The organism is Paraburkholderia caledonica (assembly GCF_000383275.1).
In the GTDB taxonomy this organism is placed as follows: Bacteria; Pseudomonadota; Gammaproteobacteria; order Burkholderiales; family Burkholderiaceae; genus Paraburkholderia; species Paraburkholderia caledonica.
In genome coordinates this window covers 73,219-91,755 of the sequence record NZ_KB911034.1, presented here as the reverse complement: position 1 = coordinate 91,755, position 18,537 = coordinate 73,219, and the positions used below count along the sequence as shown (strand labels likewise).

Sequence of the window (18,537 nt, the reverse complement as noted above, 5' to 3'; positions counted from 1 at the left end):
CATGCTAGAAGTAGAAAACCTGAACCAGTACTACGGCGGCAGCCACATTCTTCGCGATGTGAAGCTCACCGTGCCCGATGGCAAACTCACCGTGCTGCTCGGCCGCAATGGCGTGGGCAAGACGACGTTGCTGCGCTGCCTGATGGGCGTCGTGCAGACGAAGAGCGGCTCGATCGCCTGGCGCGGCGCGCCGATCACGAAGCTGCCCACCTATTCTCGCGTCGAGAAAGGGCTTGCTTACGTGCCGCAAGGACGCGATATTTTTCCGCGGCTCACCGTCGAAGAAAATCTGCTGGTGGGCGCCGCCAGCAAGAAGGCACCGAAGAAGATTCCCGATCGCATCTATGAGTTGTTTCCCGTGCTCAAGGACATGCGCAGCCGTCGCGGCGGCGATCTGTCGGGCGGTCAGCAACAGCAGCTCGCGATCGGCCGCGCGCTAATGAGCGACCCGCAACTGCTGATCCTCGACGAACCCACGGAAGGCATTCAGCCGTCGATCATTCAGGACATTGGGCGCACGCTGCGTCAGCTGGTCGAAGAGATGGGCATGACCGTGCTGCTCGTCGAGCAGTACTACGACTTTGCTAAGGACATTGCCGACCGCTATTGGGTGATGAGCCGCGGCGAGATCGTCGCGGGCGGCGAAGGCGCGAACATGGATGCGGATGGCGTGCGTGCGCTGATCGCGGTGTGACGCTCTCGCGTGGGTGAGCGTGCTATGCTCGGCGCGTCTCGGGCCGGGTCCGCACGCTCCTGGGCTTGCGGCTTCCCTTCTTGTACCTTCCTGTACCAATACGTCGATCGCACGTTCATTCGCATGTCGCTTCACGAAAATCACGCCACGCTCGCTACTGTGCAACCCGAAGCGAAAGCCGAGCCGCATGCGCATTGGCGCGCGCGGCTCGAACTTGGCTTCGTCAGGCATGGCGAGCGCAGCGTCCTGCAGCATCGGCTGCACGATGGTCCGCTGCGTGTCCAACGGCCGTTGTATCCGGAAGGTCAGGCTGTTTGTCACGCAGTGATCGTGCATCCGCCGGGCGGGATCGCGGGCGGCGATCAACTCGATATAGAAGTCAATGTGGGTGCTCATGCGCATGCTGTCATCACGACGCCCGGCGCGACCAAGTGGTACAAATCCAACGGACGCTCCGCGCGGCAGCATATCGCTGTCCGCGTCGATGAACATGCGAAGCTCGACTGGCTGCCGCAGAACAATATCGTTTTCGATCACGCAAAGGCAGACCTCGACTTCTCGCTGACACTCGACGAAGGCGCAACGGCGATCGGTTGGGATGCGACGCAGCTCGGGCGGCAAGCGGCCGGCGAGCGGTGGTCCGATGGAAGCCTGCGGGCGGTGTCGCGTATCGCGCGGGCTCGCGGCGAGCTGTTGTGGCTTGAGCGGGCGAGCCTCGTTGCCGGTGACCCGTTGCGCGACGCGGCTCAGGGGCTTGGAGGCTTTCCTGCGTATGGCACGCTATGGGCCGTTGGCGCAGCTTGCGACGACGCGCTGGCTGAAGCGCTGACCGCGCAGCTTCCCTTCGACGACTCCGTGCGCGCAGCGGCTTCCTGCGTGACCAGTGGCGTATTGCTCGTGCGCGCCGTGTCGCGATCAATGGAGACGTTGCAGCGCGCGTTGACGCAATGCTGGTTGCAGTTGCGGCCTGTTGTGCATGGCGTCGAGGCGGTGCCTTTGAGAATCTGGACGACGTAGGCAACCTGCGCAAAACCACCACGCCTTCGCCGCACGCGGCAGCGCCGCAGCTTCTTAACCAACCACACCCGCAATCACACCCGCAATCACACCGCTTTCACACCCGCTTTCACCGCGTAAGACAAGTCCGCACCAACTCGAAGCAATCACGAGCCCCTATCTGGTGCATCGTCCGGCAAACCTCCTCAGCAGCCCCGCCGCACCACGATGGCACACACCTTGCGTTGCTAGCGGCCGATGCTGCCGCTTCCTCGCCGCCAGCCGCCTGCCCGCCACCACCACAGCTACTACAAATGAACCGACCAACGCTTCGTTCCGCCCGCCGCACGCTCCTCGCCGCACTGCTCGTTTCGCCTGTCCTCGCAATCACCGCCCCTGCGGCGCACGCCGATACGCTCGACAACATCGCCAAGGCAGGCGTGCTCAAGGTCGCCGTGCCGGAAGACTATCCGCCGTTCGGTTCGGTCGGCCCCGACATGAAGCCGCAAGGCTACGACATCGACACCGCCGCGCTGCTTGCGAAGTCGATGAACGTGAAGCTGGAACTGGTGCCCGTGAACAGCGCGAACCGCATTCCCTATCTGCAAACGAACAAGGTCGATCTGGTGATCTCGTCGCTCGGCAAGACGCCCGACCGCGAGAAAGTGATCGACTTCTCCAACGCGTACGCGCCGTACTACCAAGGCGTGTTCGGCCCCGCCGACATCAAGGTCAGCGGCCCTGCCGATCTGACCGGCAAGACGGTCGGCGCGACGCGCGGCGCACTCGAAGAACTCGGTCTCACGCAAATGGCGCCGAACGCCACGATCAAACGCTTCGAGGACAACAACGCGACCATTGCCGCGTTCCTGTCGGGCCAGGTTCAGTTGATCGCTGCAGGCAACATCGTCGCCGCCGCGATTCTGGCTAAGAATCCGCCGCGCCGTCCTGAGCCTAAGTTCGTCATCAAGAACTCGCCGTGTTTCGTCGGCATGAACAGGAACGAACCGCGCCTGCAGCAGAAGGTGAACGCCGCCATCGCGCAAGCCAAGCAGGACGGTACGCTCAATACGATGTCGAAGAAGTGGTTCGGCGCAGCGCTGCCCGCGGATCTGTAAGCGCGTCGTTAGCCGGGCTTGATAGCGTCGCTGTTTTGTCCGGCATTGCATGGGTCGCATCGGCGACCCGCAACGCATATCATTGTCGCAGCCCGATTCCTTCGGATCGGGCGCAACCCACCGCACTCATTCGATGAAGCTGACACCTCGCGAGAAGGACAAGCTGCTGATCTTCACCGCCGCGCTGCTTGCCGAACGGCGCCGCGCACGCGGCCTCAAACTGAATTATCCGGAAGCGGTCGCGTTCATCACCGCCGCGCTGATGGAAGCGGCGCGCGACGGCAAGACCGTTGCCGAGGTCATGCACTACGGCACGACGCTGCTCACTCGCGACGACGTCATGGAAGGCGTGCCAGAGATGATCCCCGACATCCAGGTCGAAGCCACGTTTCCCGACGGCACGAAGCTCGTCACGGTTCATCATCCGATTCCCTGATCCGCTGAATCCCGCTAAACCTAACAAGGCACGCCCATGATTCCCGGCGAACTCATCACCGACGACGGCGAACACGAACTCAACGCGGGCCGCGCCACCGTCACGGTGCTCGTGTCGAATACCGGCGACCGGCCGGTGCAGATCGGCTCGCACTACCACTTCTATGAAGTGAACGACGCACTCGCTTTCGACCGCGAAGCCGCACGCGGCTTCCGGCTGAACATCGCCGCGGGCACCGCCGTGCGTTTCGAGCCCGGCCAGGAGCGCACCGTCGAACTCGTCGAACTGGCGGGTGAGCGCATCGTCTATGGCTTCAACGGCAAGGTGATGGGCAAGCTGTGACGCGCCGCGCGCGCTCATCCGCTTGCACCGCCCTGCTCAATTCCGGACTGACATCATGACCTTACGCATTGGCCGCCGCGCATACGCGGAAATGTTCGGCCCCACCACCGGCGACCGCGTGCGTCTCGCCGATACCGAGTTGCTGATCGAAGTGGAGCGCGACTTCACCACGTACGGCGAAGAAGTGAAGTTCGGCGGCGGCAAGGTGATTCGCGACGGCATGGGCCAGTCGCAGCGCGTGCATGCCGACGTCGTCGATACCGTTGTGACCAACGCGGTGATTCTCGACCATTGGGGCATCGTGAAGGCCGACATCGGCATCAAGAACGGCCGCATCGCGGCTATCGGCAAGGCGGGCAATCCCGACATTCAGCCGAACGTGACGATCGCGATCGGCGCATCCACGGAGGTGATCGCCGGCGAAGGGCTGATCGTGACGGCGGGCGGCATCGACACGCATATTCACTTCATCAGTCCGCAGCAGATCGAAGAAGCGCTCGCCAGCGGCGTGACGACGATGCTGGGCGGCGGCACGGGTCCGGCGACGGGCACCAATGCGACCACCTGCACGCCGGGTCCGTGGCATCTCGAACGCATGCTGCAGGCAGCCGACGGCTATCCGATGAACCTCGGCTTCCTCGGCAAAGGCAACGTGAGCCAGCCGGAGCCCGCGCTCGAACAGATCGCGGCGGGCGCAATCGGCCTGAAGCTGCACGAAGACTGGGGCACGACGCCGGCCGCAATCGACAACTGCCTATCCGTCGCCGACGACACCGACACGCAGGTCGCCATTCACACGGATACGCTGAACGAAGCGGGTTTCGTCGAAGCGACCGTGGCGGCGTTCAAAGGCCGCACGATTCATACGTATCACACGGAAGGCGCAGGCGGCGGCCACGCGCCGGACATCATCAAGGTATGCGGCGAAGCGAACGTGCTGCCTTCGTCGACGAATCCGACGCGGCCCTACACCGTCAACACGCTCGAAGAGCATCTCGACATGCTGATGGTTTGCCACCACCTTGACCCGTCGATTGCGGAAGACATTGCGTTCGCCGAATCGCGCATTCGTCGCGAGACCATCGCCGCGGAAGACATCCTGCACGATCTCGGCGCGCTTTCCATGCTGTCGTCGGATTCGCAGGCGATGGGCCGCGTGGGCGAAGTCATCATCCGCACGTGGCAGACCGCGCACAAGATGAAAGTGCAACGCGGCGCGCTGCCCGAGGACACCGCACGCCACGACAATTTCCGCGCGAAGCGCTATGTCGCCAAGTACACGATCAACCCGGCAATCACGCACGGCATTGCGCATGAAGTCGGGTCTATCGAGCCGGGCAAGTGGGCCGATCTCGTGTTTTGGGAGCCGGCGTTTTTCGGCATCAAACCGTCGCTGATCCTCAAAGGCGGCATGATCGCAATGGCACAAATGGGCGATCCGAACGCGTCGATTCCCACGCCGCAGCCGGTGCATTATCGCGAGATGTTCGCTACGCGCGGCGGTGCACTCGGGCGCACGTCGCTGACTTTCGTTTCGCAACTCGCCGCCGATGCGGGCGTCGCGGAGCGCTATGGCCTGAACAAGCGTATCGTGGCTGTGAAGAACTGCCGAAACATCACGAAGGCAGACATGATTCACAACGCGTGGCGCCCGTCGATCAGCGTCGATCCGGAAACCTATCAGGTGATCGCCGACGGTCAACTGCTGACCTGCGAACCGGCGACTGTCCTGCCGATGGCGCAACGCTATTTTCTGTTCTGACCATGCGCACACTCGACAAACTGGTTGCACCGCATCTCAAACTCGCACCGGTGCTGGTGAAGCGCGCGCCGACGCTAACGCTTGCTTTCGACGAGCGTCGTAAGAGCCGACTTGCGGCCACGCTCGACACCGGCGAAGAAGTGGCGGTACTGCTGCCGCGCGGCACCGTGCTGCGCGACGGCGATGTGCTAATTGCCGACGATGGCGGTCTCGTGCGAATAGTCGCCGCGCCGGAAGCCGTGCTGGTGGTCCGTGCGAAAGACGCGTTGACGCTCACGCGTGCGGCGTATCACCTGGGCAATCGTCATACGCCTGTGGAAGTCGGCGCGGATTATCTGAAGCTCGAATACGATCCGGTGCTGGCCGATATGCTGAAGCGTATCGGCGCGACGGTCGATCAGGTTTCGATGCCGTTCCAGCCGGAGTCTGGCGCATACGGCGGCGGCCATAAGCACGGCCACGACGAGACGTTCGCTGAAGACTACGCATTGGCGCAGCAGGTGTTCGGCGAGCATCATGGGCATGAGCATTCTCATGATCACGAGCACGGGCACGATCACGGGCACGAAGGCCACGTCCACGACGAATCTTGCGGCCACGCGCATCACCCTCACCATGCGCATCGCTGAACTTACCGCGCTACTGCACCTCGCGTCGCCGGCGCTGCCTATCGGCGCCTTCAGCTACTCACAGGGTCTGGAAGCGGCGATCGAAGCGCAACTGATCACCGACGCCGACTCGGCTCGCGCCTGGATCGCGAGCGGCCTCACCGATGTGCTCGCGCATGGCGAACTGCCGTTTCTCGCGCACCAGATGGAGCGCTGGCGCGCACACGACGCGGCCGGCCTCGCGCAAGCGAACGGCGAGTTCCTCGCGAGCCGCGAGTCGGCCGAGTTGCGGCGTGAGACCGAACAGATGGGCTGGTCGCTGCGGCAATTGTGCGCGTCGCTCGAATGGGGCGATGCCGCGCGGCGCGCGACGCTCGCCTCGATGACGCCGCTCGCGCAACCCACCGCGTTCGCTTTTGCAGCCTATGCACACGATGCCGCCGTCGACGCCGCGCTTGCCGCGTACGCGTTCAGCTGGGTCGAGAACCAGGCCGCCGCAGCATTGAAAGCCGTGCCGCTGGGACAACTGGCGGGGCAACGCATCATCGTCGCGTTGCGCGAGCCGATCAATGCGGCGGTCGAGCGCGCTTTAGCCACGTCGCCGGAAAACATCAATACTTTCGCGCCGCAGCTCGGCATTCTGTCGGCGCGTCACGAGTCGCAATATTCGCGGCTTTTTCGCTCATAAAACGATCCATCATGAACGCACCTCATCATCCCGCTCACTCGTCCGTCCGCACGAAGAAACTGCCGCCGCTGCGCGTGGGCGTCGGCGGTCCGGTCGGCTCGGGCAAGACCACGTTGCTCGAAATGCTCTGCAAGGCGATGCGCGAACAGTACGACCTGGTCGCGATCACCAACGACATCTATACGAAAGAAGATCAGCGCCTGTTGACCGTGGCGGGCGCGTTGCCGGCCGAGCGGATCATGGGTGTGGAGACGGGCGGCTGTCCGCATACCGCGATTCGCGAGGACGCGTCGATCAACCTGGAAGCTGTCGATCGCATGCTCACGCGTTTTCCGGATGCGGACATTGTCTTTATCGAATCGGGCGGCGATAACCTCGCGGCGACCTTCAGCCCGGAACTGTCGGACCTGACGATTTACGTAATCGACGTGGCAGGCGGCGAGAAAATTCCGCGCAAAGGCGGCCCGGGCATTACGAAATCGGATCTGCTCGTGATCAACAAGACGGACCTCGCGCCGATGGTCGGTGCGAACCTCGACGTCATGGCTTCCGACGCGAAGAAAATGCGCGGCGAGCGGCCTTTCGTGATGAGTAATCTGAAGGCGCTCGACGGCTTGGACGACGTGGTGCGGTTTATCGAGCGAAAGGGGCTGTTAAAAGTTTGAAGGCAAGCGCTGAGTCTCCTCAGCACTTGCTTGTCCTCACTCCGGCAGCAACGCCATCAACACATCCACGGTGCGCGCGGTTGCCCCGCGATGACGCGCGGCAAACGCCGAGGCCGCGCCGCCCATCATGAGCCGTCGCGCCTTGTCGTTGAAGAGTTCGCGCAGTGCTCGCGCCAGATCGGCCGGATCCTGCACCTGCACCGCTGCACCTGCGGCGACTGCATCGGCCGTGGCCTGCATGAAGTTGAACACGTGCGGCCCGATCAGCACGGGCACACCCACCGCGCAGGCTTCAATCAGATTCTGTCCGCCGAGCGGCAACAGACTGCCGCCGATAAACGCGAGGTCCGAGGCCGCGTAATAAGCGCCCAGTTCACCCATCGAGTCGCCGAGCAGCACATTCACGTCCGCCGGCAAAGCGGGCACACCGCCGCTCACAGCCGCTGACGCAACCTTCGCATCCGGCGCCCATGTCGAACGTCGTGCGAGTCGCAGCCCGGCTTTCTCGACGAGCGCTGCAACCTCATTAAAACGCTGTGGATGGCGCGGCACGAGAATCAACAGCGCATTCTCAACGTCGAGGGCCGCGAACGCCTGCAACACGAGTTCCTCTTCGCCTTCGCGTGTACTTGCCGCCACCCACACGGGTCGCGCGCCGATTGCCGCGCGCCACGCATGACCGCGCGCCGCCAGTTCCGGCGGCGTGCTCATGTCGAATTTAAGATTGCCGAGTACCGCGACGTTGCGCGCGCCGAGCGCCGTCAACCGTTCCGCGTCCGATGGGCTCTGCGCCAGCACACGCGCAAAGCCGCCGAACACGTCCTTCGTCGCGCCGCCGAATCTGGCGGCCCGCTTATATGAGCGCGCCGACATGCGCGCGTTGGTCAACACCAGTGGGACGTCGGCGCGCCGGCATTCGTCGATCAACGTAGGCCACACTTCAGTTTCCATTACCAGACCGAGCGACGGCCGCCACGCGCGCAGAAAGCGCCGCACCGCGTGCGGCATGTCGTACGGCAGATAGCTGCGCATCACGCGGTCGCCGAAGATCTGCTCGCCAGTCGCGCGGCCGCTGGGCGTCATATGAGTCAACAGAATGCGTGCGTCCGGACGCGCTTTGATGAGCGCGTCGATTAGCGGTTGCGCGGCACGCGTCTCACCGACCGACACCGCGTGCACCCAGATCAACGGAGCGTCGTCTTCGGGCAAACGTCCGCGAACATAGCCGAAGCGCTCGCCGATATGTTGCCGATAACCGCGCTCCTTGCGCGAACGGATCAGCAGACGCAGCACCGCAACCGGCGCGATGACCCACCAGAGCGCGTTATAGATTGCCCTTAGCATCGGCGCTCCGCATCATGCAAGCGCACAGCGGGCAGCTCGCGAATACCGTGCCGATGCAATGGCCCTGGCGCAGCCGCATGGTCAGCCATCGGCGCGCGACGGTGCACAAAATCTGGCGAGCCCGAACGAACCGCGGCGCTCAAACCAGCGCCCTGCCCTTCAGGCGTTCAAGTATGCCGAGCGGCGCACATTCGGGTTGCACCATTGCCTTGACCGGCAGGAAGAACGTCTGCTCGAGCATGAACTGACCGGACATCACCGCGTGCGAAGTCTGATCGGAGAAGCACACCCACACGCTGCCCGGCGGAAACGGCATGGTCTCCTGCGGACTTGTCTTCTGATATTCCATGTCGGCCTTCATGCCGTCGTGCAGATGGAGCATCAGATGGTCGTACTCGCTGCGCGGCGATTTCGTTACGTGCAACAGATTCAGCAACCACGCTGCGCCCGGCATTTGCGGCTTGATGCGCGGCAGAAAGCGTTTGGCCATGTCCTCGAACGGTTCGCCGACTCGCCATACGCGCGGCACGCCATTCGGATTGACGTTGGTGAACACGCGCAGAATGCGTTCGCCGTAATTGGGCCGCGACGGAAAGGCGTCCACATGCAAGCGGCTATCGTCCTTGCGCCATGACGTTTGCCGTGTTTCTACCTGATGCAGCCGCAAACTCGTGGGCGCGACGCGCAGCTTGCCGTTGTATTCGGGAAAGAGCCCGTCGACAAGCGTGCGCGCATTCGTTTGATAACGCGCGATCAACGCGCGCACCGCAGACTGCGTGACCGCGTTGCCGGCCACGCCATGCAATGCGCCGCCATTCGGTTCGAGGCTGATGTTCTTGCGGTTCGGATCGGCCAGCGCGGGGTCGAGCAGCGCCTGCTCGCCGCCTTCAATCGCGAAACGCAGGTTCGGGAAATACAGCACCTTGCCGCGTTCGACTCCGGCGAGCAGCGTCTCACGCGGCACGGACAGGTTGCGCGCGTGCCAGTCGGCATTCGCTACTTCGATGATCTGGGTTTCGTTCATGATCGCCCTTGGAAACGGATGACGCGTGAGGCGAAGCGCACCGGACGAATCACAACAGTCCGAAGCCGGCAAGCGCGGACTTCACCTGTTGCAGCGTGGGCGGTTGCCCTGCCGTGCCGAGATTGACGACGTTCGGCGACCAGTAGCCGCCGGTGCGCCACGCGGTCGCGAAATTGTACAACTCGACCGTGGGCCGCTTAAGCGCCGCCGCGATGTGAACCAGACCTGTGTCAACACCGACCGTTGCAGCCGCGCCTTCGATCAGACCGACCACCGCGGGCAACGACAGCCTGGGCGGCACGATGGCCGCCGCGCCGAACTCTTTCGCGAGACGCTCGCTCGTCTCGCGCTCGGCCTCGCTGCCCCAGGGCAAGACGATCGACGCGCCGCGCCGCACGAGCGACTGCCCCAGCTCGATCCACGCGGTGTCGGGCCATTGCTTGTCGGCACGCGAGGTTGCATGCACGAACACCACGTAAGGCACCGGAAGATTGAGATTCGCCGCCGACAACGCCAACGCGGCGCGCCGCGTGTCGATGCCAAAATCGATTTCGTCGGTAGGTTGCGGCTTCGGGTCGTTCAGCGCCGCCGCCACCAGTTGCCGCGTGCGCTCGACCACATGCGTGCGCGGCTCGATCGGCACGCGCTTGTCGTAAAAGAAGCGCACCGGCCATTCAAAGCCCGCGCCGTCAGTGCGATTTGCAAGGCCGACGAGCGGTCCGCGCGCCATCTTCGCGACCCACGCGGTCTTGATGAGCCCCTGGCAGTCGATCACCAGATCGTAGTTCTCTGCGGCGAGCGCACGTCGGAATGCGCTTATCTCGCGCCAGTTGCCGATCGACAAGATGCGCTTGCGCCAACGGCGCAGCGACACGGGAATCGCGCGCCGCACGCCGGTCACGAGTTCGACGAGCCCCACGAAGCTTTCCTCGACGAGCCAGTCGATCTGCGCCTCGGGATGACGGCGCCGGATGTCGGCGATCACCGGCATGTTGTGAACGACGTCGCCCAACGACGACACCCTCACGATCAATATCTTTTGCACGCTCAAGAGTGGGAAAACCGGTTATCCGGCCCGAAGATGCATTGAAAGAAGTCCAACGAAACCTAGCGCTTCGCGTGAGACTTCCAGCGAGAGACGACAGAACGTAGACGTTATGTCACCAGGACGGCAATTCTAGCGCGACCTGGCAGACTGGCATGAAAAAACGCGGCGCGGTAAGTGAAACCCGCGCCGCGTTCTGGCCGATGGCCACGGCTCGCCAGCAACGCCAGCAATGCCAGCGCAAGCCCCGCCGTTCGAACGTTTAGAACGGCAGCTTCGCGTCGGCCTTCTCCGCGAGAATCACGCGGCGGAAGTCTTCCTGAATGCGCTTGAGTGCCGCGTCGTTATCGGCTTCAAAACGCATGACCACGACCGGCGTGGTGTTCGACGAACGCGCGAGGCCGAAGCCGTCGGGGTACTCGACGCGCAGGCCGTCGATCTTCACGACGTCGTCGGCGCCGGTGAATTTCGCGTTCTGCTGCAAGCGGGCGATGAGTTCGAAGTTCTCGCCTTCCTCGAGTTTCAGTTGCAGTTCGGGCGTGGAGTTCGAGTTGGGCAGCGAGTTGAGCAGCTTGCTCGGGTCTTCCACACGCGTGAGGATTTCCAGCAGACGCGCGCCCGTGTACAGGCCGTCGTCGAAACCGTACCAGCGGTCCTTGAAGAACACGTGGCCGCTCATTTCACCCGCGAGCGGCGCGCCGGTTTCGCGCAGCTTCGCCTTCACGAGCGAGTGGCCGGTCTTCCACATGAGCGGCTCGCCGCCCTTGTCCTTCACCCACTTCGCGAGGTTGCGGGTGCACTTCACGTCGTAAATGATCTGCGCGCCCTTGTTGCGCGACAGCACTTCTTCGGCGAACAGCATCAGTTGGCGGTCCGGATAAATGATCTGACCGTCTTTGGTGACGACGCCGAGGCGGTCGCCGTCGCCGTCGAACGCAAAGCCGATTTCCGCGTCCGTTTCCTTCAGTGCGCGAATCACGTCCTGAAGGTTTTCCGGATGCGCCGGATCCGGGTGATGGTTCGGGAAGTTGCCGTCGATTTCCGTGAAGAGTTCGACGAGTTCGCAGCCGAGCTTCTTGAAGAGCTTCGGCGCGAGGCCGCCGGCGACGCCGTTGCCGGTGTCCACGACGATCTTGATCGGGCGCGTGAGCTTGACGTCGCTCGCAATGCGCTCGAGATACGCATCGGCAATGTCGTACTCGGCGTAGGTGCCGCTGCCTTCGGAGAAGTTTTCGTCGACGATGCGCTGATGCAGCGCGAGAATCTGGTCGCCGTAAATCGCGGAGCCGCGCAGCACCATCTTGAAGCCGTTGTAGTCCGGCGGATTATGACTACCGGTCACGACGATGCACGAATCGATACGCCGTTCGCCGCCTTCGAGTTGCAACGGCACGCTCGCCGCAAAGTAGCCCACCGGGGTTGGCACCATGCCGACATTGACCACGTCGACGCCGGCCGCACGCAGCCCGTCCGACAATGCCTGGATCAATTCCGGGCCCGACAGGCGACCGTCACGCGCGACCACCACGGCGTCGCCGCCTTGTGCACGCACTTCGCTGCCGAACGCACGGCCGATCGAACGCGCTGCATCGGCATCGAGCGTCTTGCCGATTACGCCGCGAATGTCATATGCCTTGAAAATAGATTTGGAGATCATGTTGGCTCACTTGCGTGCAATGGAAAATTTTGACCGGCGCAGTCATGCAGAATCGGTAAATCATAGCGATCGGACATGATGCTGCGCCCTTGCCGGAAGCAATCCGGTTCCAACTTATAATTGCGCTTTTAGGACCAGCCTGGTAACACCATTCTAATGCTTAGACGCCCTCCATTTGTAAAGTTGCCAAGGCCGCCCGTGCCTCGACGGCCAGCCAGGTGGGCAGACTCGCGCCGAACGCATTGGCGGGCACTTACCGGATGCTGACGCTCAAGCGCTTTGCCAATCCCGACGTCACGCGCGCCTTCACGAACATTGTCTGGCTTGGCCTCGAACGGCTCACGCAAATCGGCGTGGCCATTGCAATCAGCGGCATGCTCGCGCGTTACTTCGGGCCGGACACGTTCGGCAAATGGCAATACGCCAATACACTGCTGCTGGTGCTCTCGCCTGTCACCTGGGTATGCGGCGCAGAGATTCTGGTGCCCACCATTGTCGAGCGGCCGCCCGCGCAGCTCGGCACCGTGCTCGGCAGTGCGTTCGCACTGCGCTTTTCGGTGTCGGTCGCAGCATTGCTGCTGACGTGGCTCGGCATTGCGCTCAATCTGTTCGATCCGCTCGTCGGCGCGATGCTCGCGGGACTCGCCGTCACGATGCTGTTTCGCGAACCGTTCGTCGGCGTGATCAATGCGTGGCTGCAGAGCATGACGTACAGCAAGCCGCAATTGCTCACCAGCATGAGTACGGCGGTTATCAAGGCTGGCTTCGTCTATCTGCTCGTGCGCGCCGCTGCGCAACCCGCGCGCTTCGGCTGGCTGTGGGCGCTCGAGTCTGCGGCCATCGGCAGTGTACTGGTGGTCTATTACATTCGTCGGCATGGCGGCAAGCTGCGGTTACATTTCGACCGCTCTCTCTTCAAGCACTTCGCGAGCGCGGGCACGGTGTTCTGGCTCGGCCTGATCTGTATGTATCTGTTCCTGAAACTGGATCGGCTCATGTTGGAGCGGGCCATTTCGTTCGCCGATCTCGGCCGCTATTCCGCCGCGCAGCAGTTGAACGAAAACTGGATCACGCTCGCGCTGATGCTCGCGCAGACCATCGCGCCGGCGTTCGTCTACCGTGTGCAGCAGGCCGCACGGTTGCGCCGCAACGTCTGGCGCCTTACCGCAATGACCGCCGCGTTGATGGTGGCGGGCGCCGCGGTGCTCGATCTGCTCGCCGGCTTTATCATTCGCCGCGTGTTCGGGCCGGGCTTCGAAGGCGCGATCGAAATTTTCCGCTGGGCGGTATGGCTCTCCGTGCCCGCCGGCATCGAGGCAATCGGCAATCTGGTCGTTCTCAAATATCAGGCGAAGTTCGTGTTGCTGTTTAAATGGCTGCTCGCGCTAGCCGTTGCGTTTGTCGTCAATCTGCTGGCTATTCCGCGGCTCGGCGCTTATGGCGCGCTCGTGGGCCTTGCATGCGGTTATCTCGCTGCGGCGTCGGTTAATCTTTATTACATCCGTTTCAAATTGCACCCATGACGCTTACCGCCGTCGACACGCCGCCGCACTGCCTTGATGACGTCGCGGTGCTGATGCCCGCCTACAACGGCCAGGCCGACGTCGATCTTACGCTCGCGTCGTTCAATGAAAGTGCGCTGGTGCACGTTCTGATCGTCGATGACGGCAGCACGCCGCCCATCGTCGCGCCAACGCTTGCGAACCTGCAAATCGAAGTGTTGCGCATGCCGCAGAACGGCGGCATCGAGCGTGCGTTGCAAACCGGTATCGACGCGCTCGCGCAGCGCGGCTTTCGCTATGCCGCTCGTATAGACGCGGGCGACCGCAGCGTGCCGCAACGGCTTGCGAAGCAGCGCGCATACATGGAAGCGCATCCGCAAGTGGCCGGGCTTGGCATGTGGACGCAGGTGGTCACGCGTGCGGGCGCACCGCTTTTCATGCTGACGCCGCCCGCCGAGCCCGCGGCGATTCGCCGACTGCGGTTCTTCCGCTCATGCCTTGCGCATCCTTCCATGATGCTGCGTATCGACGCCGTGCGCGCTGTCGGCAATTACCGCGCGGCCTATCCGTCGGCGGAAGACCTCGATCTGTTCGTGCGTCTGATGGAACGTTACGACTGCGCGAACCTGCCGGAACTGGGTCTTTACTACGAACTGAACGAAGGCGGCATCAGCGCGACGAGACGCCGCCGCCAGGTGCTCTCGACACTGCGGCTGCAACTGCGCTACTTCAACGTCGCGAATCCCTACGACTGGTTCGGCCTCGCCAAAAATCTGCTGCATCTCGTGACACCGTACCGCGCGTTGCAGCGGGTCAAACGCAGCCTGCTCGCGCCGCGCGCGACTCATTGATCCGCATTGTCACGTCCGTTCGTCCTTTCATTCACCGCCGAGCACGTTCCCGCATGAAGCCAGCCTTGAAGTCGACGCCCGCGTTGCGCATTACACTCGTGTGTAACACCGCCTGGGCAATCTACACGTACCGGCAAGGGCTGATTCGCATGCTGGTGGGACGCGGCGTCGACGTGACGGTGCTCGCGCCGCGCGACCGCACGTTCGAGCTGCTCACGGCCATGGGCTGCCGCTGCATCGAATTGCCGGTCGCCTCCAAAGGCACCAATCCGCGCGACGACCTGCGCACGTTGTACACGCTGTACCGGCGCTATCGCGCGATTCGCCCGCACGTGGTATTTCATTACACGATCAAGCCGAACATCTATGGCTCGATAGCCGCGAAACTGGCGGGCGTGCAGTCGGTTGCGGTGACGACAGGGCTCGGGTATGTGTTCATCCAGCGAAGCCGCGCCGCGCTGGTGGCCAAAAAGCTGTATCGTTTCGCGTTCCGTTTTCCGCGCGAAATCTGGTTTTTGAATCGCGACGATCAGACAGCGTTTGTCGAACAGAATTTGTTAGTGCATCCTGAACGCGCCCGGCTGTTGCACGGTGAAGGCGTCGATCTCGAACAGTTCGGCTTTACACCTCTGCCCGAGCGCGCGGAATTCAAGTTCGTTCTGATTGGCCGTTTGCTGTGGGACAAAGGCGTCGGCGAATACGTGGAGGCTGCACGGCAGCTTCGCCAACGTTATCCGCAAGCGCGTTTTCAGCTGCTCGGTCCGGTCGGCGTCGACAACCCGAGCGCGATCACGCGCGACGAAGTGGCGGCCTGGGAACGGGAAGGCATCATCGACTATCTCGGCGAGGCGCATGACGTACGGCCTTTTATCGCCGATGCGGATTGCGTCGTCTTGCCGTCGTATCGCGAAGGCGTGCCGCGCACGCTGATGGAAGCATCGGCGATGGGCCGGCCGATTGTCACGACCGACGTGCCGGGCTGCCGCGAGGTGGTAGCACACGGGGTCAATGGACTGCTTTGCGAAGCGCGCAGCGCGGAAAGCCTCGCCGCGGCGCTCGCCGGAATGCTCGATATGAGCGGCGCCGAGCGCCGCGCCATGGCAGAACGCGGCCGGCAGAAAGTCGCGCAGGAGTTCGACGAACGCGTCGTCGTCGAAACGTATAAGGACCTGGTGCAAAAAATGACAGGCGTTTTACTTTAACGGAGCAACAGCATGACCACGAAGGGCACGATTCTGGTAACGGGCGGCGCGGGCTTCATCGGTTCGCACACCTGCGTTGAACTGCTGAACGGTGGCTACGACGTCGTGGTAATCGACAATCTCGTGCATAGCAACCGCGAGTCGCTGCAACGCGTGGAACGAATCGCAGGCCGCGGCGTTGCGTTCTACGAAGCGGACGCGCGCGACGAGGCGGCGCTCAACCGTGTGTTCGACGCGCACCCGATTACCGGCGCCATCCACTTTGCCGCGCTGAAAGCGGTGGGCGAGTCGGTTGCGAAGCCGATCGAGTACTACAGCAACAACGTGGGCAGCCTGCTCGCGCTGCTCGGCGTGATGCGCGATCGCAACGTGAAGCAGTTCGTGTTCAGTTCTTCGGCGACGGTGTACGGTGTGCCGAAAAGCTCGCCCATCGACGAGTCGTTTCCGCTGTCGGCCACGAACCCGTATGGTCAGTCGAAGCTGATTGCCGAACAGGTGTTGCGCGATCTCGAAGTTGCCGATCCCTCGTGGCGCATTGCCACGCTGCGCTATTTCAATCCGGTCGGCGCGCATGAAAGCGGGCTGATCGGCGAAGATCCGGCGGGCGTTCCTAACAACCTGATGCCGTATGTCGCGCAGGTCGCGGTCGGCAAGCTCGACAAGCTGCGCGTGTTCGGCGGCGACTATGAAACGCCCGACGGCACCGGCGTGCGCGACTATATTCATGTGGTGGATCTCGCGCGCGGGCATCTGGCCGCGCTCGACGCGCTCGTCAAACGCGACGCGAGCTTCGTCGTCAATCTCGGGACGGGCCAGGGTTACAGCGTGATCGACGTCGTGAAAGCGTTCGAGAAGGCGTCGGGGCGGCCGGTGCCGTATGAGATCGTGGCGCGCCGTCCGGGCGATGTGGCGTCATGCTTTGCCGATCCGCGCGCCGCATTGGAACTGCTCGGCTGGCGCGCGGAGTTCGGCATCGAAAGAATGTGTGCGGATCACTGGCGGTGGCAGTCGGCGAATCCGGACGGCTTCCGCTGATCCCTGTCGCGGCGAGGTTGCGCGGCTGCCGCAAAACGCGGCATCCGTGCATGTGTGCGCGCCGTCTACCGCTCCTGCTTCCGCTCGACTCCTTTTTCCTCGAATCGCCACGACGTTTGCTGGCACGCGCTAGATGACTTATTCGCGGCAGGGATACGGGCGCTTTACTTCACCCGGGCTGCAAAGCCCGACACGCTGCCAGCGCTGCCGCAGACGGATGGTGCTGCCGTACCTTTGCGCAGCGTTGGCCCCCCCGGTTTGCCGCATCCCGTGCTATCGATCAGGACGGGCCATGAGCCATCCACAAGGCGGCGACGACGAAAGCGCCACTCAGTATCGCAGCGAAAGCGGCGGCCATCAGAACGCCCCTACCATCGTCTGTCGTGATAAGGAAATGGCCTACGAGCTTGCGCACTGATTTCATCAGAACTCCGTTTTGAGTGACTCGTCTGGATGCGATATCTTCTGGCGCCTGGCGCCGTTGCAGTACCGCAACCCAGTATCGATGCCGATCGACAGGACGCAAATCCAGCGGGATGGACTGAGATCATCACAGGAAGCCACGAGCCTGCCAGGCCGTCGCGGAGGTCACGATGACCGTCTGACTGCACATCGGGGCCGTCCGAACCTGTTTTTGCCGGGTTGTTCTTTCTGTTCAACGCTCCTTTCATTCCACAGTAGTTTGCCGCTACCCTGTGCGGCAGCGTGCGCGCAGATTTCGCTGAGCCAGGCCACTCTCCAGCCGCGACGTGGCTCGTGCGCAGGCACGAGCCACAAGGCAAAAGCTCGGCGGTCAACAGCGATAGCCGTGCGGCACGGGATCCGGGCGATCCGCCTTGGTGGGGGCGGATTGCCAGTTCCACCCTATGCGCGGACGCGCTCAACGTTCCGGGCGTAGCGCGATGCCAGCCGGGGCTCATCCCGCCGACGGGACCTAGTAAACTGGCGGGCGCGTCGCGGGCTCTGCGGGCGTCTGACATGTGGCCGCGCGCGCCGTCCGGCGCGAACCGTTCACGAGCGGCTGGTCGATTCAGGTCAGTGCATCAACACGGTGCAAGTGAGAAGTTAGGCAGGGCAGTTGGGCAGCGAATCAAATACTTCTTGCAGGCGGCGGAACGTTATGGTTCAATTCCTCGCAAAGCTATATTCCTAGCCGCTCCTGCGGCATTACCTGGAATTGGGTCCCCGGACCTGAATTAATAGAAATTGCAGTTGTATCAATAGAAATTGCAGTGGCGCCATGGGAGCTCCCATGGCGAAGTCCGTCGACATCGATGTGGCATCTGTCACTCGTGTTCTATGGGGTTGCCTCATAGTTGGACCGCGTTGTACACGCGGAACTTGACGACTTTTCACGGTCTGCTGCGCGCCTTGCCGGCGCGGTTCACCTCTCTGCCTCTCCCCTCCGAAACTGAACTGTGTAGCCCGGTTGCGCTTTTGGCGCATTATCCTGGTCGCACAGTTGATCAATCGTGCCGGCCTTTCCGGCATTCAATTACCCCAACGGCGCGCGTAAGCGCACCCCGGTCGCTGCCTATGCCCTCGCGCAAGCGTCGCATTTCGCAGCT

The 18,537-nt window shown here is 62.9% G+C and carries 18 protein-coding genes; 14 read left to right on the top strand and 4 right to left on the bottom strand.

Annotated elements, in window-relative coordinates; genetic code table 11:
- Position 1 precedes the first annotated feature (1 nt).
- The 9 genes from urtE (at position 2) to ureG (ending at position 7,309) form a co-directional block, all read left to right on the top strand.
- The gene (urtE, locus tag H281_RS0100460; protein ID WP_020065119.1) at positions 2-694 is read left to right on the top strand and encodes an urea ABC transporter ATP-binding subunit UrtE; all 693 of its coding nucleotides are present in this window, start codon (positions 2-4) and stop codon (positions 692-694) included.
- Positions 695-817: 123 nt separating this feature from the next.
- A complete protein-coding gene (locus H281_RS0100455; RefSeq protein ID WP_020065118.1) occupies positions 818-1,711 on the top strand; it encodes an urease accessory protein UreD in 894 nt (297 codons plus the stop codon).
- A gap of 293 nt (positions 1,712-2,004) precedes the next feature.
- Positions 2,005-2,808 carry a transporter substrate-binding domain-containing protein gene (locus tag H281_RS0100450; protein ID WP_020065117.1) on the top strand — a complete coding sequence of 268 codons (804 nt, stop codon included), beginning with the start codon at positions 2,005-2,007 and terminating at the stop codon, positions 2,806-2,808.
- 133 nt (positions 2,809-2,941) lie between these two features.
- Complete coding sequence (ureA, locus tag H281_RS0100445; RefSeq protein ID WP_006048588.1) at positions 2,942-3,244, top strand: urease subunit gamma; 303 nt, start codon at positions 2,942-2,944, stop codon at positions 3,242-3,244.
- Between the two features lie 36 nt (positions 3,245-3,280).
- The gene (locus H281_RS0100440) at positions 3,281-3,586 is read left to right on the top strand and encodes an urease subunit beta (protein ID WP_020065115.1); all 306 of its coding nucleotides are present in this window, start codon (positions 3,281-3,283) and stop codon (positions 3,584-3,586) included.
- A 55-nt stretch (positions 3,587-3,641) separates the two neighbouring features.
- Positions 3,642-5,348, top strand: a complete 1,707-nt coding sequence (gene ureC / locus H281_RS0100435) for an urease subunit alpha (protein ID WP_020065114.1) — start codon at positions 3,642-3,644, stop codon at positions 5,346-5,348.
- Positions 5,349-5,350: 2 nt separating this feature from the next.
- Positions 5,351-5,977, top strand: coding sequence for an urease accessory protein UreE (ureE, locus tag H281_RS0100430; protein WP_020065113.1), 627 nt, complete (start codon positions 5,351-5,353; stop codon positions 5,975-5,977).
- Entirely contained in the window at positions 5,964-6,644 is a 681-nt protein-coding gene (locus H281_RS0100425; RefSeq protein ID WP_020065112.1) for an urease accessory protein UreF, read from the top strand. The genes ureE and H281_RS0100425 overlap by 14 nt, the downstream gene beginning before the upstream one ends.
- A gap of 11 nt (positions 6,645-6,655) precedes the next feature.
- A complete protein-coding gene (gene ureG, locus H281_RS0100420; protein ID WP_020065111.1) occupies positions 6,656-7,309 on the top strand; it encodes an urease accessory protein UreG in 654 nt (217 codons plus the stop codon).
- 36 nt (positions 7,310-7,345) lie between these two features.
- Here ureG and waaA read toward each other — a convergent pair whose 3' ends face one another.
- From waaA to H281_RS0100400, 4 genes are all read right to left on the bottom strand, one after another.
- Positions 7,346-8,653 (bottom strand): lipid IV(A) 3-deoxy-D-manno-octulosonic acid transferase, encoded by a 1,308-nt coding sequence (gene waaA, locus H281_RS0100415; protein WP_020065110.1) that lies wholly within the window; start codon positions 8,651-8,653, stop codon positions 7,346-7,348.
- A 139-nt stretch (positions 8,654-8,792) separates the two neighbouring features.
- On the bottom strand, positions 8,793-9,677 hold the full coding sequence (locus H281_RS0100410) for a Kdo hydroxylase family protein (RefSeq protein WP_020065109.1): 885 nt from the start codon (positions 9,675-9,677) through the stop codon (positions 8,793-8,795).
- A gap of 49 nt (positions 9,678-9,726) precedes the next feature.
- Positions 9,727-10,728 (bottom strand): lipopolysaccharide heptosyltransferase I, encoded by a 1,002-nt coding sequence (gene waaC, locus H281_RS0100405; protein WP_020065108.1) that lies wholly within the window; start codon positions 10,726-10,728, stop codon positions 9,727-9,729.
- Between the two features lie 256 nt (positions 10,729-10,984).
- Positions 10,985-12,379, bottom strand: coding sequence for a phosphomannomutase/phosphoglucomutase (locus H281_RS0100400; protein WP_020065107.1), 1,395 nt, complete (start codon positions 12,377-12,379; stop codon positions 10,985-10,987).
- Positions 12,380-12,639: 260 nt separating this feature from the next.
- Between H281_RS0100400 and H281_RS0100395 the strand changes: the two genes are divergently transcribed.
- From H281_RS0100395 to H281_RS37460, 5 genes are all read left to right on the top strand, one after another.
- Positions 12,640-13,902 (top strand): oligosaccharide flippase family protein, encoded by a 1,263-nt coding sequence (locus H281_RS0100395; protein WP_027804167.1) that lies wholly within the window; start codon positions 12,640-12,642, stop codon positions 13,900-13,902.
- The gene (locus H281_RS0100390; protein WP_020065105.1) at positions 13,899-14,732 is read left to right on the top strand and encodes a glycosyltransferase; all 834 of its coding nucleotides are present in this window, start codon (positions 13,899-13,901) and stop codon (positions 14,730-14,732) included. Before H281_RS0100395 ends, H281_RS0100390 begins: the two co-directional genes overlap by 4 nt.
- A gap of 53 nt (positions 14,733-14,785) precedes the next feature.
- Entirely contained in the window at positions 14,786-15,934 is a 1,149-nt protein-coding gene (locus H281_RS0100385) for a glycosyltransferase family 4 protein (protein WP_020065104.1), read from the top strand.
- 12 nt (positions 15,935-15,946) lie between these two features.
- The gene (gene galE, locus H281_RS0100380; protein WP_020065103.1) at positions 15,947-16,969 is read left to right on the top strand and encodes a UDP-glucose 4-epimerase GalE; all 1,023 of its coding nucleotides are present in this window, start codon (positions 15,947-15,949) and stop codon (positions 16,967-16,969) included.
- Between the two features lie 292 nt (positions 16,970-17,261).
- Complete coding sequence (locus tag H281_RS37460; RefSeq protein WP_277394726.1) at positions 17,262-17,387, top strand: hypothetical protein; 126 nt, start codon at positions 17,262-17,264, stop codon at positions 17,385-17,387.
- The last annotated feature ends 1,150 nt before the right edge of the window (positions 17,388-18,537 follow it).

Bases quoted from the DNA above. Each gene is read 5' to 3' on its own strand.
- ureE (WP_020065113.1), top strand. From the start codon at position 5,351: ATGCGCACACTCGACAAACTGGTTGCACCGCATCTCAAACTCGCACCG.
- H281_RS0100450 (WP_020065117.1), top strand. From the start codon at position 2,005: ATGAACCGACCAACGCTTCGTTCCGCCCGCCGCACGCTCCTCGCCGCA.
- H281_RS37460 (WP_277394726.1), top strand. From the start codon at position 17,262: ATGAGCCATCCACAAGGCGGCGACGACGAAAGCGCCACTCAGTATCGC.
- H281_RS0100440 (WP_020065115.1), top strand. From the start codon at position 3,281: ATGATTCCCGGCGAACTCATCACCGACGACGGCGAACACGAACTCAAC.
- ureG (WP_020065111.1), top strand. From the start codon at position 6,656: ATGAACGCACCTCATCATCCCGCTCACTCGTCCGTCCGCACGAAGAAA.
- H281_RS0100425 (WP_020065112.1), top strand. From the start codon at position 5,964: ATGCGCATCGCTGAACTTACCGCGCTACTGCACCTCGCGTCGCCGGCG.
- H281_RS0100410 (WP_020065109.1), bottom strand. From the start codon at position 9,677: ATGAACGAAACCCAGATCATCGAAGTAGCGAATGCCGACTGGCACGCG.
- ureC (WP_020065114.1), top strand. From the start codon at position 3,642: ATGACCTTACGCATTGGCCGCCGCGCATACGCGGAAATGTTCGGCCCC.
- H281_RS0100400 (WP_020065107.1), bottom strand. From the start codon at position 12,379: ATGATCTCCAAATCTATTTTCAAGGCATATGACATTCGCGGCGTAATC.
- ureA (WP_006048588.1), top strand. From the start codon at position 2,942: ATGAAGCTGACACCTCGCGAGAAGGACAAGCTGCTGATCTTCACCGCC.
- H281_RS0100390 (WP_020065105.1), top strand. From the start codon at position 13,899: ATGACGCTTACCGCCGTCGACACGCCGCCGCACTGCCTTGATGACGTC.
- galE (WP_020065103.1), top strand. From the start codon at position 15,947: ATGACCACGAAGGGCACGATTCTGGTAACGGGCGGCGCGGGCTTCATC.
- H281_RS0100395 (WP_027804167.1), top strand. From the start codon at position 12,640: ATGCTGACGCTCAAGCGCTTTGCCAATCCCGACGTCACGCGCGCCTTC.
- H281_RS0100455 (WP_020065118.1), top strand. From the start codon at position 818: ATGTCGCTTCACGAAAATCACGCCACGCTCGCTACTGTGCAACCCGAA.
- urtE (WP_020065119.1), top strand. From the start codon at position 2: ATGCTAGAAGTAGAAAACCTGAACCAGTACTACGGCGGCAGCCACATT.
- waaA (WP_020065110.1), bottom strand. From the start codon at position 8,653: ATGCTAAGGGCAATCTATAACGCGCTCTGGTGGGTCATCGCGCCGGTT.
- H281_RS0100385 (WP_020065104.1), top strand. From the start codon at position 14,786: ATGAAGCCAGCCTTGAAGTCGACGCCCGCGTTGCGCATTACACTCGTG.